Source organism: Chitinophaga dinghuensis, assembly GCF_003259435.1.
Lineage (GTDB): Bacteria > Bacteroidota > Bacteroidia > Chitinophagales > Chitinophagaceae > Chitinophaga > Chitinophaga dinghuensis.
The window spans coordinates 1-17,066 of the sequence record NZ_QLMA01000005.1; the positions used below are offsets into that span (position 1 = coordinate 1).

A 17,066-nucleotide genomic window follows, 5' to 3' on the forward strand; every position below is an offset into this window, starting at 1 on the left:
GCGAACTTTGGTACCTCTTCTATCAATGATCCTAAAGCTCAGGTAACTGTAGCGGTAGGTGACAGCGTGGTACTCAGATGGACAATCGTAAATGGCGTGTGTGCGGATTCCTATGACGATGTTATCCTGGTGAATTACAAAACAGCTCCTACAGCAATCGCTGGAGGCCTTCAGGAAAAATGTAACAGCACAGATGACTTCATCATGGCTGCCAATGATCCTGGTCCTGACCCTGCATTGGGTACCTGGACTATAGTATCTGGTAACGCTACCATCCACAACAATCATCTGTACAATACTGCAGTAACCGTATTACCTGGTAACAACGCAGTACTGCAATGGACTATCACTAATGGTAACTGTACTGCTACCAGCAGTCAGGTAACCCTGATCAACTACGCAATGGCTGATAAAGCAAATGCTGGTCCGGATCAGGCAGCATGTAACCAAACAAATGACTTCACCCTCGATGCCGCTCAGCCTAGTGTAAGCACAGCTTCCGGTATCTGGACAGTTATAAAAGGTAACGCTACCATCAGAGATAAAAACAAATATAACTCCGGCGTTTATGTGGCGCCTGGCGATACTGCTACCCTGCGCTGGACCATCAGCAATGGTAACTGTACATCAACTGATGATGAAATTATCATCATTAACTACAAGAAACCAGTTGATGCGAAAGCCGGTCCTAACCAGGAACATTGTAACGACGCGACCTTCCAGATGAACGCAAGCGATCCTGGAGTTGCAGGTGCAATCGGAACCTGGATTGTAACTGGTGGCGACAAAACAAAAGTTACTATCAGTAACGAAAATGATAAGAATGCAACCATCACTGTACAGGCAGGTGAAACTGTACAACTGACATGGGTGGTGAGCAACGGTGTCTGCGAAGCAACCAGCTCCAGCCTGACACTCATCAACCGTAAACCAATCCTGGGTAACACCATCTCCGCAGATCAAACGCTCTGTAAAACAGAAACGGCGGCTGCACTGACCGGCGCTTCCCTCTCCGGTGGAAATGGCAGCTACTCATACCAGTGGCAGTCCAGCACAACAGGTGCTACCGGACCGTTCACCAACATCAACGGCGCTACCAATGATAGCTACCAACCTGGCGTTCTTGCTCAGAATACCTGGTACAGAAGACTGGTAACTTCAGGCGCTTGTATCGATGATATCAGCAACGTTGTAAGTATCGTGGTAATGACGCAACCTCCGTTCGTTGTAACTACACCGCCATCCTTCACAACTGAATGCGTACTCAATAAAGATTACACCCAGATGTTCGGAACACCACAGTTCAGCCACGCTCCTTATACCAACGAGCAACTGACTGTTACTTCCTCCGATGTTACTAACGTGATCGATGCCTGCACCAAAACAATTACCCGTACCTGGGTGGCTGTTGACAGATGCGGTACCAGCGTGAAAACATCGCAGACTATCACCATCGTTGATACCAAAGCGCCAGTGTTCACCACTCCAGCGCCAGCGAATATCACCGTTGATTGTGATAAGGTGCCTGCTCTGGTGAATCTGTTGGCGAAAGACGATTGCGGTGGCGACATCACCATCGTTCCTGTAGAAACCAGGAAAAACATCCCTGGCAACTGCGCCAACAATTATCAACTGATCCGTACATGGACTGCGAAGGATGCTTGTAACACAGGCGCTACCCTGACCCAGATCATTACCGTACAGGATACCACTGCTCCGGTATTTACAATGCCTACTCCGGCTAATATCACAGTTGATTGTGATAAGATCCCTGCAGGTCCGGCACTTACTGCTGCCGATAACTGCACTGCCGGTGTAATCAATGTACAACCAAAAGATTCTGTGGTACATAAAGCTGGCGATTGCGACAGCAAATACACGATCTTCCGTAAATGGACTGCACTGGATCAATGTGGCAATGGCAGAACCGTAGTACAGATCATCACTGTACAGGATACTACCAGACCAGTATTCTCCATGCCTGCGCCTAAAGACACCATCGTGGATTGCGATAAACTGCCAGGATGGCCTGTAATCAGCGCTTCCGATAATTGCACCGGTAGCGTACAGGTAAATACAGCTTCCAGAATTGTGAAACTGCCAGGCGCTTGTTCCGGTTCCTTCATGGAAATCCGTACATGGTCAGCAACCGACAATTGTGGTAACACCGCTACCATGCAACAAATCGTAACCGTGCAGGATACTACCAAACCGGTATTCACCATCCTGCCTCCTGCTGATATTACCGTAAACTGCGATGCAATCCCTGCTCCAGCTGCGAACGTAACAGCAACCGATAATTGCAGCAGCGGATCAGCACTGAAACTGATCAGAACCATCACTACTGAAAATATCCCTGGCGCTTGCGGTAACTCTTACCGTATCATCAGAACATGGACAGCTGTTGATGCCTGCACCAACCAGACAACGGTACGTCAGGTGATCACCGTGGTAGACACCACACGTCCGGTAATTTCTCCGGCTCCGGCAGACGTGGAAATCTATTGTCAAGATAAAGTCCCTGCTTCTCCGCAGCTGATTGCATCCGACAACTGTGACCCTGCGTTCCCGAAAAAAGTAACCTATACTGAAGATCCTTATGTGAAAGATATCTGTAACGGATATACGATCGTAAGAAGATGGAGCGTAACTGACGCTTGTGGCAACAAAGCCAATGATGTGATCCAGCGCATTGTTATCAAACCTTGTGCAAAACCACAACTGGAAACGTCACTGCCAGTAAACTGTTCCAATAATCCGAAATTTGCGCTGAAGATTGTAGGTACCGTGTCTAAACCTACCTATACCCTGGTAGCCATCAACCCTGCAAACGCAGTAAATGGCCTGCCAATCACGCAAACCAGCAATATCTTCAACCTGAACGGTGCGACAAGCGCATCCTTCATCGTCACAGACGGCACAACAGGTTGCTCTTCAGATACCGTGAAATACGATCTGAAATACCTGCAAACACCTGTGGTGAAACTGGGTAAAGACACAACCATCTGCGGTGGCAACAGCCTCGTACTGGATGCAGGTGCTGCTAACTTCGCTTACAGCATCCACTGGTCTACCGGTGAAACAACCCAACGTATCAACGTAACCAAAGCTGGTACTTACTGGGTGAACGTATCCAATGGTCAATGTGCCACTACCGATACCATTAAAGTAGGCCTGATCCCGACCCCACTGGTAACTATCCCTGATACTACCATCTGTCGCGGTCAATCAGTGAAACTGGATGCCTATGTAAATGGCGCTTCTTACCTCTGGAGTACAGGTGCAACCACCTCCTCTATCCTGGTAGGTACGCAGGAAGACTTCTGGGTGAAAGTATCCAAATCAGGTTGTATCACTATCGATACGGTGAAAGTTCGCGTGAACCCACCACCAGATATCAGCCTGAATCGCGATACGACTATCTGCCCTGATCAGTCTATCATGCTCACTGTAAACTCTAACGGCGGACGCATTCAATGGCAGACCGGCGAAACCAGCAACTCTATCGTTGTAAACAAACCTGGTGGATACTGGGTAGCTGTAAGCAGAGATAATTGCGTGGTGAGAGACACGGTTAACGTGAGACTGAAACCTTCTATCAAGGTGAATCTGGGACCAGACAGAAATATCTGCCCTGGTACTACTATCACCCTCGACGGTACTACTGATAACGCAATCTCCTACCTCTGGAATGATGGCGATCCGAATCCGGTGAAACAAATCAACCAGGCTGGTAGATACAAACTGGCAGTAATGGATAAATTCTGTCAGCGCGTATACATGGACAGCGTGAAAGTAAACGTTACAGGTATACCTAAAGTAAACCTCGGCAACGACACCGTAATGTGTAAAGGTGAAACACTCACCCTCAAAGCAATAGGTACTGGTATCAGCGCGGTACGCTGGGATAACGGTTCTTCCGCTCCTACAATGAACGTAACAGAAAGCGGTACTTACACCGTAACTGTCTTCAACGATTGTGGAAGCGCTACCGATAAAATCCGCGTAGACTTCACAGTATGTGAACCTAAACCGCAAGTACCAAACGCCTTCTCTCCAAATGGCGACGGTCGCAACGATGTATTCAAACCAGTGGTTCGCGGACCAATGTACGAATACGAACTGCGCATCTTCAACCGCTGGGGTGAAATGATCTTCATCTCTGATGATCAACACAGAGGATGGGATGGTAAACACAAAGGCGTGCCTGTAGATGTTGGTACATACGTATGGTGGCTGACTTACAAGAAATCCGCTAACGGAACTGCAACCGTCCTCAAAGGTGAAGTAACTGTAATCAGATAATCCTTTTAACCTAACATTCGCAAAAAGCTGGTCTTGCAAAAGACCAGCTTTTTTGCTTCTGGAAATTTTCTGTAAATTGTAGCTAGAAAGTTTGGTCTATGAAAATTTACGATACCGTCACCGACGCATTGCAAGATCTCCGCGAACGCGGCTTCACCAGGGATTTTAACCTACAGTTCGACACCATTCAGGATGCCGAAAATGCCACCACCCTCAAACCAGAAGATTTCGATATCCTCGAAACTTATCGCTTTGAAGGCGATTCCAATCCCGAAGATGAAGACATCGTATACGCCGTTGCCACCAAAGATGGCCGCAAAGGCGTATTAATGCACGGCTACGGTACCTACTCCGAAGATATCTCTGAAGACCTGATCCGTAAACTCGGCTCCAGATAACTATTTTACCGCTTAACATATTAAAGTCCTACCGCTTTGCCGGAGGACTTTTTTTATATTACTTTCGTCTGTGTATCAAAGAAAAGTGAGCATGATTAAACGTTTAGCCTGCTGCCTGACGCTACTCGCAGGCACTTCCCTGCAAATCCAGGCGCAGACCAAACCCAACCTGGACCTGATTCCCAAACCATCGCAGATCACACCAGGAACGGGTACTTTCAAATGGACCAAAGCCACTCCCATTATTGCATCGAAGGTATTCGAAGATGCAGCGCGACTATTAGCTGATTCCGGCCAAACCATCGGGATCGTGTCTCCCTATAAAGCCAACAGCACGCCAGTAACCATCCAAATCATGCACGTTACGGCAAATAGTCTCCCAGATAGCAACAGCTATAAACTGGAAGTGAAAGAAGGTAGCATCGGGATATATGCCCGTACTACTACCGCGGCGATCAACGGTATACAAACGCTCCTGCAACTACGATTGCTGCAACCAGATATGAGTAGTATTCCTTGCGTACAAATCCAGGACCATCCCAGATTTGGCTACCGAGGCGTCATGCTGGACGTGTCCCGCCATTTCTTCCCCATATCCTACATCAAGCGATACCTGGATTTGATGGCGCTTTATAAAATCAATACCTTTCACTGGCACCTTGTAGACGGCGCCGGCTGGCGTTTGCAAATCAAACAGTTTCCTGAGCTAACAGATCGTGCAGCCTGGAGATATGGCGAAGGCTGGAAAGAATGGGCTGCCGGCGGCAAACGCTACGCCAATGCAGGCGACCCTAACGCCTATGGCGGATACTATACCCAGGACGATGCCCGGGAAATTGTGGCATACGCGGCACAACGAGGCATTACCGTCATTCCTGAAATAGAGATGCCCGGACACTCAGAAGAAGTCCTCGCCGTTTATCCGCAGCTTTCTTGTTCCGGCATACCTTACGTAAATTCAGAACTCTGCCTCGGTAACGATGCTACCTACTCCTTCCTGGAAAAAGTTTTGACGGAAGTAATGGCCATTTTCCCATCTACGTATATCCATATAGGTGGTGATGAAGCCAATAAGAAAGCCTGGAAGGCCTGCCCTAAATGCCAGCAACGCATTCATACCGAACACCTGAAAGATGAACACGAACTGCAGAGTTACGCTGTTCGCCGAATGGAAAAATTCCTGAAATCACACCACCGTAAACTACTCGGTTGGGATGAAATCCTTGAGGGTGGCCTCGCGCCAGAAGCGACTGTAATGTCGTGGCGAGGCGAAAGCGGCGGCATTACCGCTGCTAAAGCAGGTCATGATGTCATCATGACGCCAGGCGCCTACTGCTACTTCGACCATTACCAGGCAGATCCTGCCACACAACCGGAAGCCCAGGGCGGCTACCTCCCCGTGGAGAAAGTCTACAGTTACAACCCTGATCCCTTTCAGCCACAGGAGCCGGAATCCAAACATATTCTCGGCGTTCAGGCCAATATATGGACAGAACTCATTCCAAACAGCAGTCACCTGGAATATATGACCTATCCCCGACTCCCAGCCCTGGCGGAAGTTGCGTGGACAAATAATAACCAGAAGGATTTTTCGGATTTTCAACGCAGACTGCAATCACATTATCTCTTACTGCAACGACTATACGTAAATTATTGTCGCCCTTCTTATACGGTTACTATTGTTCCGTCAATCAACTACGATAAAAAGGAGACGACGATACGTCTTGAATCACAGCAGTACCAACCTGTAATACGCTATACAATGGACGGTACGGCGCCCGACCAGCATGCTACGCGCTATACCGGTCCTTTCTCATTTACTGGTTCAGCCAACATCACGGCTGCAGTATTCCGGGATACATTGCTGCAAGGCAAGCCGGCAGTACTGATGGCGGATTATCACCTGGCCATCGGAAAACCGGTGATCTATAAACAACCATACAGCAAAAGTTATCCTGCGAAAAAAGAAGCGACATTAACAGATGGTTACCTGGGAACTGTTTCCTATGGAGATAGCCAGTGGCAAGGATTCGACTCCCATGATATGGATGTGGTAGTAGATATGGAAGCTGTACAGTCCCTGCGTTCCGTTGCCCTGAATTTTATGCAGCTGACTGCAGTAGGTATTTATATTCCGGCTGATGTAACGGTATCGTTGTCTGATGACGGCATTACATTCGGACAGGAAATAGTTGTGAAGAATGATGTCCCGGAAAGTCAAAACCAGCTTACCTTTAAGCAATTCCGTTTTGATCTGGGTAACCGGAAATCGCGCTACATCCGGGTGAAAGCGAAGAATGCCCAGCATGGCTTCCTCTTTGCGGATGAGATAATTGTACACTAAATATTTGCAAATAAAGAAGGAGCAAAATCGTAAAGGATAGTCCTTTATGATTTTGCTCCTTTTGATATTTTAGGGAGACGACAGCTATTTCAGTCCATTCTGGATCTTCTGGCTCAGGCGGTAATCCACCATGCCATTGAATCCTGTGTGCAGCGTGGCACTCTTGATAGGCTGAAGGAAGTTATTCAGCGATTCTATTCTCGCCAAAGTATATCCTCTTCCATTCAGGTAGCTGTTGATCAATATAAGGTTGTCATCGTAAGTAGTGTTTCCCCATGGCACATTCACTCTGTCGGCCGCCTGTGCGCCTGGATCTGTTGGTATACCTGTGTAATATCCGCCGGAATGGTTTGCATTGGTAGTGGCATAATTGATCGCATAGAGATCTGCCAGGTACTTCTGAGTATGGGTGCTATCGAACATTGAGATATTGAAATCAATGAAGCCTACCGGTTTACCATACGTAGTATCGCCTACCAGGTGTATGCCATTTGTAAAGTAAGGACGCAGGTTGTTCAGCGTCAGCTCACTGGCAGAAGCGGTGTTTCTGCTGGTAATAAAGAACACATTACTCAGGTTCATACCGCCCGCGGTACTACTGAAATTCACCTGTGATTCCAGTCCGATCGAGGAAGCTACTGCTGTTAGTTTATCGTTATACTGATAGTAGTACATGACCTTTCCCGCCGCGCTGGCAGGCGCAATCAGGTTATCCAGGTATTCAGCCGTAGTCACCGCTCCTCCTCCATTATAACGAAGGTCCACGATCAGGTTGGTGATACCTGCCGCTTTAAACTTGCTGAAAGAAGCATCGATGGCCGTTTTCGTATAGGTATCCTGTCCGGATGAATTGACAACGCTGGAGTAAGTATACAATACGAAATATCCTACTGGCTTCCCATTCATGGTAAGCACAGAGTCGAATGCCACCGGATTAACGTTATAAGTACCCGTGGCCAGATTAGTAGTATAACTGCTGCCGTCATTGCGAATGAAGCCCAACGTTACAGAACTGGAGTTCAAAATGGCGTTGTAGGCCTGGTTCAGGAAAGTGGCGGTGGTATCAAATTTGGTAACCCCGTTAAAAGAAACAATCTCCCAACCTCTGGTAACGCCTTTCTGTCCTGCAGGACTGTTTTTATCCGCATATAATACAAACAAGCGTACTTTCTTATTCTGCGAGTCCCATACTGGCGCATATTCCATCCCGATATCTCCGGTGGTGGCCATAACGTTCCGACTTGCAGAAACCCCGTTCATTAATTTATTGGTCAGCACTCCGGTACGATCCAGAAAGCTGTAATGATCATAAGGTTGTTGTGTGGTGGGATTGATGGCATAACCAGCGATAGTTCTCAACAATACATCCGCGGTGCTATACTTGGCATCCAACGGGTTGAGGGTGGGCACGGAGTTATACCAGAAATAGGTTGGTAATCCCTTAGAAGGCGTTCGACCGCCATCTGCATAGGATACCTGCATGATATTATACATGAGGTATTTCAGGGAATCTTCATTGGACAGTGCAGTTGTACCACCGCTGGTAGTACCGCCGTTACCGCCATTGTTATTGTCGGTTGTCAGTTTATCCTTTTTGCAGGAATACATCAATGCGATGCAGCATGTTGCGACTAACACCTTTTTTGCGAGGCTGAGTAATTGCTGTTGCATAATAACGATTATGGCTATATGAAATATCTTATTTCAAAAAGATCAGCGGTGTGTGGCCATGGTTTGTCTGGTCCAGAAGTCCTTTGCATAGAAGAGATTCTCCATACCAGGGCCATTCATGCCTTTATACATACCATGTCCTTCATGTTCAGCAGGAGGCGTTTTACCTTCTTTTTGGGCAGCAGCGATAGCGGCTTGTCTGTCTTTCTGTTCTTTTTCTTTTGCTTTACGGTCGTCGCGATTCAGAGGGTTGATTTTAAACCTGTAAGCTACGGGCTTATCGTTGCTGATAGTTAAACCAAGATACTGTAGCGGAATGGCCACCTCGCAAACCAGGTTTCCCTGATCATCGAGGGAAGCAGCGGAAACAATGTTTTTGTCATTCTTTACCGGCAGATTGCCATCTGGTACGCCAATGAGGCCTTCCACATTAATATGTTTTGCATTCTGAAGTATGCTTCTCCTCCACTCTATTGACGTACGCTGATTTTGGGATTCCACCACTTCCGGGGCATCCTCACCGAGCAGCGGGAATGTAACAGACGACACTACCTTTTTCTTTCCTGTGGGATTAACGGAGAAGGTAACGCCTGCCCGCATGATTTTCATCTGGCTGACCGGATCAGGGACACTTATTACAACATAAAGATTGTTGGAATCGTTCGCGATTGTATAAAATAATTTCGTGTCGTTGTTATAAAAAGATAAAGGCTTAGGCCATTCGGTGGCTTTCCCGTCGATCTGGATATTTACAGGCGCCCATTTATTAGGATCAGCGTCCTGTCCTTGTACCGAAGATGCCATAAACAAACCGGCTAACAGTGCAGTGCCGGGTAAAAGTAACTTACCAATTTTCATGCAGAAGAGACATTAATTTCGCCAAGATAGCTATTTAAAACAAGGTACGTAAAAACATTTTTCAATCCCGCCTTCACTCGATGAACAGGCGGAATGAAGGGGTGAATCCTCCTTCCAGGGCAACAGACGAGCTATAAAAAGAAAGGCCGCCCACAAGGCAGCCTTCCAACTATTTGATCCAGAGCTATTAATATAATAACCTGGTCTTGATCGTATGTTTTACTTCTTTCAACAAGGCCAGTGCTTCGGCTGACAGCTGTTTATCTACGTCCAGTACCACGTAACCAATCAAGTCATTGGTTTTCAGATACTGACCCAGAATGTTGATCTTATTTTCTGAAAGTGCAGTATTGATGGCAGACAATACGCCCGGTACGTTCTCGTGAATATGGAGGATACGATGCGTATGTTCTACTGCTGGTACGCTGATTGCTGGCACTGTGTGGGAACCGAAGCTGGCTCCTTTCTCCAGATAGTTCAGCAACTTACTACTAACGTCCAGGCCTATATTATGTTGCGCTTCCTCTGTACTACCACCGATATGCGGCGTCAGGATTACATTTGGTAATTTTTGTAATGGCGTAGAGAATGCCGCACCATTTTTCTCTGGTTCTACCGGGAATACGTCGATGGCTGCACCAGAGAGCTGACCGCTAACAAGCGCATCTTTCAGGGCATCCAGGTCTACCACCTCGCCACGTGCATAGTTAATGAATATAGCGCCAGGCTTTACATATGACAGCGTTTCTGCATTGATCATATTTTCTGTCGTCCTGGACGATGGGACGTGCAGAGAAATGATATCTGCCTGTCCAAACAGATCTTTCAGGGATCTGATCTGTGTAGCATTACCCAGTGGCAATTTCGTTTCTGCATCGTAATAAGTAACGTTCATTCCCAGCGCTTCCGCCAGTACGCTCACCTGTGAACCGATATTACCATAACCTACGATTGCTAACGTCTTGCCACGCAGCTCATAGCTACCTTTGGCTTCTTTCATCCAGATTCCCTGATGGGCAGCGTTGTTCTTATCAATAATACGACGAATCAACATGATCGACAGACCGATCACCAGTTCCGCTACCGAACGCGTATTGGAATAAGGTGCATTAAATACGGCTACGCCCGCTTCTGTGGCTGCTTTCAGATCCACCTGGTTGGTCCCGATACAAAAGCATCCAATCGCTTGTAACTTCTTGGCCGCTTCCAATACCTTGCGGGTTACCTGTGTCTTGGAACGAATCCCCAGCAGATGTACATCCTTGATTTCAGCTATCAGGTCTTCTTCGCTCAGCGCGCCCGACAACTTACGTACCGAATAGCCTGCGTCGGTGAATTCTGCAACAGCTGCATCGCTGATGTTCTCCAACAATAAAATGCTAATCTTCTCCTTCGGATAACTTGTCAATTTGTGCTGATCCATAGTATTATATAAAATTATATGTATATTCTTTTGTCCAATTGGCTTAATAATTGCTGCCTTCGCGGGAATTAACAAGGCACAAACCTACTGGATGTTGACGAATATTCAAATACTTGACCCAGCAAATTTGATTTTATCAAAAAATCACTAATTGTGTTGCAAGTTTTTCAATCAACAATGCGTTCATCTTCTTAAAAAAACATTAAAACTGATCCGCGGCAGTATTTTTATTTGGTAAGGGGTAACATTCAGCACTATTTTCGTGTTTTGTATATATAAGTTCGGGAGATTTCATAGGCAATAAAGAGTCATACAAACTTCTAATGAAGCGATTGAAAGCAGCAGGCATACTACTCACTATTTCAGGAGTTGTCATCATCACAAGCTGTCAGAGTACAGCGGCACGAAAAGCATCAAATGCAAATAAAATTACAGCAGACAGTGCATTATATACTATAGGACTTACAGCGGCAGAAAAGGAAGCAATCCTTACTTCACCACGTACCGTCCAGATTCAGCAAGGCTTAAATGATTTTTACAGTAAGTTTGTCCGCACCGGATTCAACGGCGCCATGATCGTAGCCAGAAAAGGCGTGATCATTTTCGAAAAGTACCATGGCCTGGAAAATTTTCGTACCAGAACTCCGATCATCGACAGCTCCGCATTTCAACTGGCATCTGTTTCCAAAACATTTACCGGCGGAGCAGTCCTGTGGCTCGCAGATCACGACAAGCTCTCCCTCGACGATCATCTGCAGCAATACTTCCCGGAATTCCCTTATAAAGGAATTACCGTGCGGATGCTGCTAAATCACCGCAGCGGACTGCCTAACTACCTCTACTTCTGCGACAGCCTCTGGAAAGACCGCGATCGCTTTATCACCAACGACGAAGTGATCAAACTGATGGAAGTACATAAACCTCCCATTCAACACCAGCCCAATACTCATTTCCAATATTGTAATACCAACTATCTGCTGCTGGCTTCTATCATTGAAAAAGTCACCGGTCAGAAATATGCCGACTTCATGCAGCAAATGATCTTCAGACCGTTGCACATGATGAACACCTTTGTATATGATCCGGCCTCCCCTGTTAGAGCTCACCAGACACAGAGTCACAAGTTCAACGGGCAGGCAGAACCAGATACCTATTTTGATGGCGTTATGGGCGATAAAGGTATTTACAGTACAGCGGAAGATATGCTGAAATGGGACCAGGCTTTATACTCCGGGCACTTCTTAAAACCGGAAACCTTAAAGGCTGCTTACACGCCATACAGCCATGAAAAACCAGGTGTCAGAAATTATGGCCTTGGATGGCGTTTGATGGTATATCCAGACAGCACAAAGAATATCGTTTACCACAATGGCTGGTGGCATGGTAATAATACCGTGTTCTATCGTTTTGTGCAAGACAGCACTACACTGATTATCTTAGGTAATAAATATAACAGAGGTATTTACCACGCCGTAAAACCAATCCGGGATATCCTGGGCCATGGCGATGGTGAGGAATCAGGGGAAGAGTAATCAGACCCCATGCTTTCGGTTCGGCAGTACATTGTCTCTGCTCCAGGTGATTTCACCTGTAAAGGCATGACTCCGAACCGGGCATTCTGCTTTCAGGCAGTAATGACAGCAAGACGGAATACAAGGGTCCATATGAATGAAAAACTCCACTTCACTATTCTCAAACTCTTTATTGACCAGCACTTCCACCCGCTTCATTTCATCGTGGGCATCATTCAGTTCCAGGTAATAAGGTAAGGTGATATGACAATCTATATGGTAGTTATTACCGTATTGCTGGATACGCATATTATGTACGTCAATCCAGTTCTCTCTTCTGTGTGCCGATAAAATGGTAATCACTCTGTCCACCACCTGCATATCAGTTTCATCCATCAATCCGGAAATGGAACGACGCATCAGTTTATAACCATTCACCAGAATCAGCAGGCCCATAATCACAGACACTGCGGGGTCCAGCCAGTTCCAGCCGGTAAACTGAATAATCAATAACGCCACTATCAAACCCGCACTGCTGTACACATCCGTCATGATATGCTGACCATTACCGGCAATAGTAATAGAGTTCAGCTTCTTACCAGACTGCTTCAGGTATATTCCTAACAAAAGATTGGCAACGGTAGTGGCGCCTAAAAGCCAGATACCGCTTTCCATTTTGTGCAGCTCTTTCGGGAAGATAAAATATTGGACTGCCTTGACAAGAATAAGTACGCCTGCAAAGAAGATCATGGCCCCTTCAAAACCTATAGAAAAGAATTCCACCTTACCATGACCATAAGGATGGTTCTCATCTTTGGGCTTACCTGCCAGATATATACTGTAACTGGCAAAAGCGCCCGCTACCACGTTAATAATGGATTCCAGGGCATCTGAGAGGATGGCAACAGAATGCGTCATTCCATAAGCGATGAATTTCACGGCAGTAAGGATTAAGCTCACCACCAAAGAAATCAGGATGACGCGTAGTTCTCGTTTCAGCAAAGGTTCTAGATTTTTTGCAAATGTAAACAGCGAAGGTAAACAAATTGTTATTTCACTCCATTCATCTACTTATATATTCTGTAATTAACGATCTTGATATATGCATATACGTTAGTCAATATAAAGATGTTGATTTTATGGAAGACAGACACGCAGCTATCGCAGCGGAAATATTTACACTTTATGAAACTCATGGCCACAGGGCCTATGGAGAGGACGTCACCATGCTGATGCATATGATGCAATCAGCGCTGATTGCAGAAGAACAGGGATTTGACGATGAGATGGTCCTGGCAGCTTTTCTCCATGACATTGGTCACTTTTTTGAGGAGGAAGAACAAATGGACGGTTATGGTACTATGGCCCATGATACCCTCGGGCGCAGGTTCCTACAGGAAAGAGGCTTTCCTGAACGACTCATTCTTCTCGTGGCCAGTCATGTACAGGCAAAGCGTTACCTCACGTTTTCAGACAGTGCTTACTACGATACCCTCTCAGAAACCAGCAAAAAGACACTGGCCTTCCAGGGCGGCCCCATGACGGAAAAAGAAGCGACGGTATTCCGCGCAGACCCCTTGTTTGAACAATATATCCAACTGCGGATTTGGGATGATATGGGAAAAGAAACGGGTATCCCTGTCAACCCGGAAGATTTGCAACGCATGAAACAGCGTATTATCAGGTATCTTGAACAGGCATAAATAACTAAAGCAGCCACGCTCCTGGCGTGGCTGCTTACATATTTTAACCCAAAGTCTTACTGAGCGTTTCCTTCCTGCTTGCTTTCAGCAACGCGAGGCTCTTTCGGCTCTTTAGCTTCTTTAGGCTGTTTGTCTGCTTTTTTCTTTGCGGTTTTTGGCGCGAAGATCGCGATCATACGCTTTCCTTCCATGGTAGGCATACCTTCCAGTCCACCTACTTCTGCGAGTCTTTCTGCGAATTTCAGAAGGATCAGTTCACCACGCTCTTTAAACATGATAGCACGGCCTTTGAACTGTACATAGGTTTTCACCTTGTTACCGTCTTTCAGGAATTTCTCCGCATGCTTGGCTTTGAAGTCGAAGTCGTGATCATCGGTGTTAGGCGTAAAGCGAATTTCTTTCACTTCGCTTTTGTGTGCGTTCGCCTTCATCTCCTTCTCCTTCTTCTTCTTCTCGTAGAGGAATTTGTTGTAGTCGATGATACGGCATACAGGAGGCGCTGCATTTGGAGAAATCTCCACCAGGTCCAGTCCCTGTTCTTCCGCCATACGAAGCGCATCTTCAGTCTTATAAACGCCCACTTCGATATTCTCGCCTACGAGTCTTACCTCAGGAACGCGGATCATCTTGTTGGTACGATGTTCCTGTTGTTGCTCTTTACGAAAATTTGGGTTTCTGCCCCTGTTAAAACTTGGTTTGGGTCTGTTTTGCATTAAGAAAATAAAAGTTAATTAAATAATTGTCCGGTGTCCATGGTCCATATACCTCCATGGACCAAAAACAATTTCTACAAAAGTAATGCGAAAATCTTTAGCAATAAACATACCTGAAAATAGTAATGTTCATCTGCTTATATTCTTTTTTTCCACATTTGTAAGAACTACTCAAATGGTTTTCTGTTTACTACTTCTTCATTTACCAGTTCTTTGAACTGATCCATGGTCATAGTACCCAGGTCTCCTTTAGACTGGCGGCGAACGGCTACGAGGTTGTCGGTAGCTTCTTTTTCACCCAGTACCAGCATGTAAGGAATTTTAGCGAGCTCAGCTTCACGAATCTTCTTACCAATTTTCTCGCTTCTGTCATCAATCTCTGCGCGAATGTCTGCCGCTTTCAGTTGAGCTGCCACTTTTTCAGCATATTCCTGACTCTTGTCAGAGATAGGCAGGATTTTCACCTGTGTTGGCGCTAACCACAGCGGGAACTTACCGCCACAGTGTTCGATCAGTACTGCGATGAAACGCTCCAGGGAGCCAAATGGCGCACGGTGAATCATTACCGGACGATGCTTCGCATTATCAGCGCCAATGTATTCCAGTTCGAAACGCTCTGGCAGGTTGTAATCTACCTGGATGGTACCCAACTGCCATTTACGGCCCAGGGCATCTTTCACCATGAAGTCCAGTTTAGGACCATAGAACGCTGCTTCGCCATATTCTACTACAGTAGGCAGGCCTTTTGCAGCAGCAGATTCGATGATTGCCTGTTCTGCCAGTTCCCAGTTTTCATCTGTACCAATGTATTTGCTACGGTCTTCTTTGGAACGCAGGGATACCTGTGCAGTATAGTTCTGGAAACCGAGGCTGTTGAATACATACAACACCAGGTCAATCACTTTCATGAATTCATCCTTCACCTGGTCAGGACGGCAGAAAAGGTGCGCATCATCTTGAGTAAAGCCTCTTACGCGGGTTAACCCGTGCAATTCGCCGTGCTGCTCATAACGGTAAACGGTACCGAATTCCGCAAAACGAACCGGCAGATCCTTGTAGGATTTCGGAGACGCTTTATAGAGCTCACAGTGATGCGGACAGTTCATTGGTTTCAGCATGAATTCCTCACCTTCTTCTGGTGTGGTAATCGGGCGGAAACTATCCTGGCCATATTTCTCGTAGTGACCGGAAGTCACATACAGATTTTTGTTACCGATATGCGGTGTCACTACTGGCAGGTAGCCGGTAGCCATCTGTGCTTCCTGGAGGAAACGTTGCAGGCGTTCACGCAGCAGCGCACCTTTTGGCAACCACATAGGAAGACCCAGACCCACTTTCTCAGAGAAAGTGAACAGTTCCAGTTCTTTACCCAGCTTACGGTGATCACGTTTCTTTGCCTCTTCGATCAGTGCCAGATGCTCATCCAGCTCTTTCTGATTCGGGAAAGTGATACCGTAAATACGGGTCAGCATTTTGTTTTTCTCATTACCACGCCAGTAAGCGCCGGCAATGTTGGTCAGCTTAATCGCTTTGATAAAGCCGGTGTTCGGGATATGAGGCCCGCGACACAGATCCGTAAATCCACCTTGTGTATAGAAAGTGATAGAGCCATCCGCCAGTTCGTGGATGGTTTCAATTTTATACTCATCTCCCTTTTCTGTGAAGTATTGCAATGCATCTGCTTTGCTCACTTCCTTACGGGTATATACACTGTTATGTTTGGCCAGTTCCACCATCTTTGCTTCGATCTTTCTCAGATCTTCTTCATTGATAGTACGACCACCCAGGTCCACATCATAATAGAAACCGCCGCCTTCAATTGCCGGACCATAACCCAGTTTCACACCAGGATACAGCGCTTCCAGCGCTTCCGCCATGAGGTGAGCGGAAGAGTGCCACATGGTAGACTTGCCATCCGTGTCCGTCCACGTAAGTAACTGCAACGTTGCATCCGTCGTAATAGGACGGGTCGCGTCAATGACTTCCCCGTTTACCTTTGCAGCCAAAACCTTACGCGCCAATCCTTCACTGATGGATTTCGCGATGTCCAATGCAGTAACGCCAGCTTCATACTGCCGCACTGCGCCATCTGGTAGTGTGATATTTATCATACGTTTTTCTATAGTATCCATTTTTTTGG

General features: G+C 46.5%; 11 protein-coding genes. 5 read left to right on the plus strand and 6 right to left on the minus strand.

Annotated elements, in window-relative coordinates; all coding sequences use genetic code 11:
- The 3 genes from CLV59_RS15290 to CLV59_RS15300 form a co-directional block, all read left to right on the plus strand.
- Positions 1–4,305 (plus strand): T9SS type B sorting domain-containing protein (locus CLV59_RS15290; RefSeq protein ID WP_146616208.1); only part of this gene is annotated, 4,305 nt, incomplete at its 5' end.
- A 98-nt stretch (positions 4,306–4,403) separates the two neighbouring features.
- Positions 4,404–4,703 carry a phosphoribosylpyrophosphate synthetase gene (locus CLV59_RS15295; RefSeq protein WP_111592937.1) on the plus strand — a complete coding sequence of 100 codons (300 nt, stop codon included), beginning with the start codon at positions 4,404–4,406 and terminating at the stop codon, positions 4,701–4,703.
- A gap of 91 nt (positions 4,704–4,794) precedes the next feature.
- Positions 4,795–7,047, plus strand: coding sequence for a beta-N-acetylhexosaminidase (locus tag CLV59_RS15300; RefSeq protein ID WP_111592938.1), 2,253 nt, complete (start codon positions 4,795–4,797; stop codon positions 7,045–7,047).
- Positions 7,048–7,131: 84 nt separating this feature from the next.
- Here the strand turns inward: CLV59_RS15300 and CLV59_RS15305 are convergent, their stop codons facing one another.
- The 3 genes from CLV59_RS15305 to serA form a co-directional block, all read right to left on the minus strand.
- Entirely contained in the window at positions 7,132–8,718 is a 1,587-nt protein-coding gene (locus CLV59_RS15305; RefSeq protein ID WP_111592939.1) for a S41 family peptidase, read from the minus strand.
- A 42-nt stretch (positions 8,719–8,760) separates the two neighbouring features.
- The gene (locus CLV59_RS15310) at positions 8,761–9,576 is read right to left on the minus strand and encodes a hypothetical protein (RefSeq protein WP_111592940.1); all 816 of its coding nucleotides are present in this window, start codon (positions 9,574–9,576) and stop codon (positions 8,761–8,763) included.
- Positions 9,577–9,763: 187 nt separating this feature from the next.
- The gene (serA, locus tag CLV59_RS15315; protein WP_111592941.1) at positions 9,764–10,999 is read right to left on the minus strand and encodes a phosphoglycerate dehydrogenase; all 1,236 of its coding nucleotides are present in this window, start codon (positions 10,997–10,999) and stop codon (positions 9,764–9,766) included.
- Between the two features lie 323 nt (positions 11,000–11,322).
- Here serA and CLV59_RS15320 point away from each other — a divergent pair, with 323 nt between their 5' ends.
- On the plus strand, positions 11,323–12,531 hold the full coding sequence (locus CLV59_RS15320) for a serine hydrolase domain-containing protein (protein WP_245950878.1): 1,209 nt from the start codon (positions 11,323–11,325) through the stop codon (positions 12,529–12,531).
- On the opposite strand, the gene CLV59_RS15325 is transcribed toward CLV59_RS15320, so the two are convergent.
- Positions 12,532–13,512, minus strand: a complete 981-nt coding sequence (locus tag CLV59_RS15325) for a cation diffusion facilitator family transporter (RefSeq protein WP_111592942.1) — start codon at positions 13,510–13,512, stop codon at positions 12,532–12,534.
- A 137-nt stretch (positions 13,513–13,649) separates the two neighbouring features.
- Here CLV59_RS15325 and CLV59_RS15330 point away from each other — a divergent pair, with 137 nt between their 5' ends.
- On the plus strand, positions 13,650–14,213 hold the full coding sequence (locus tag CLV59_RS15330) for an HD domain-containing protein (RefSeq protein ID WP_111592943.1): 564 nt from the start codon (positions 13,650–13,652) through the stop codon (positions 14,211–14,213).
- Positions 14,214–14,269: 56 nt separating this feature from the next.
- Here CLV59_RS15330 and infC read toward each other — a convergent pair whose 3' ends face one another.
- Entirely contained in the window at positions 14,270–14,926 is a 657-nt protein-coding gene (infC, locus tag CLV59_RS15335) for a translation initiation factor IF-3 (RefSeq protein WP_111592944.1), read from the minus strand.
- Between the two features lie 167 nt (positions 14,927–15,093).
- Positions 15,094–17,058, minus strand: a complete 1,965-nt coding sequence (thrS, locus tag CLV59_RS15340; RefSeq protein WP_245950879.1) for a threonine--tRNA ligase — start codon at positions 17,056–17,058, stop codon at positions 15,094–15,096.
- Between the last annotated feature and the right edge of the window lie 8 nt (positions 17,059–17,066).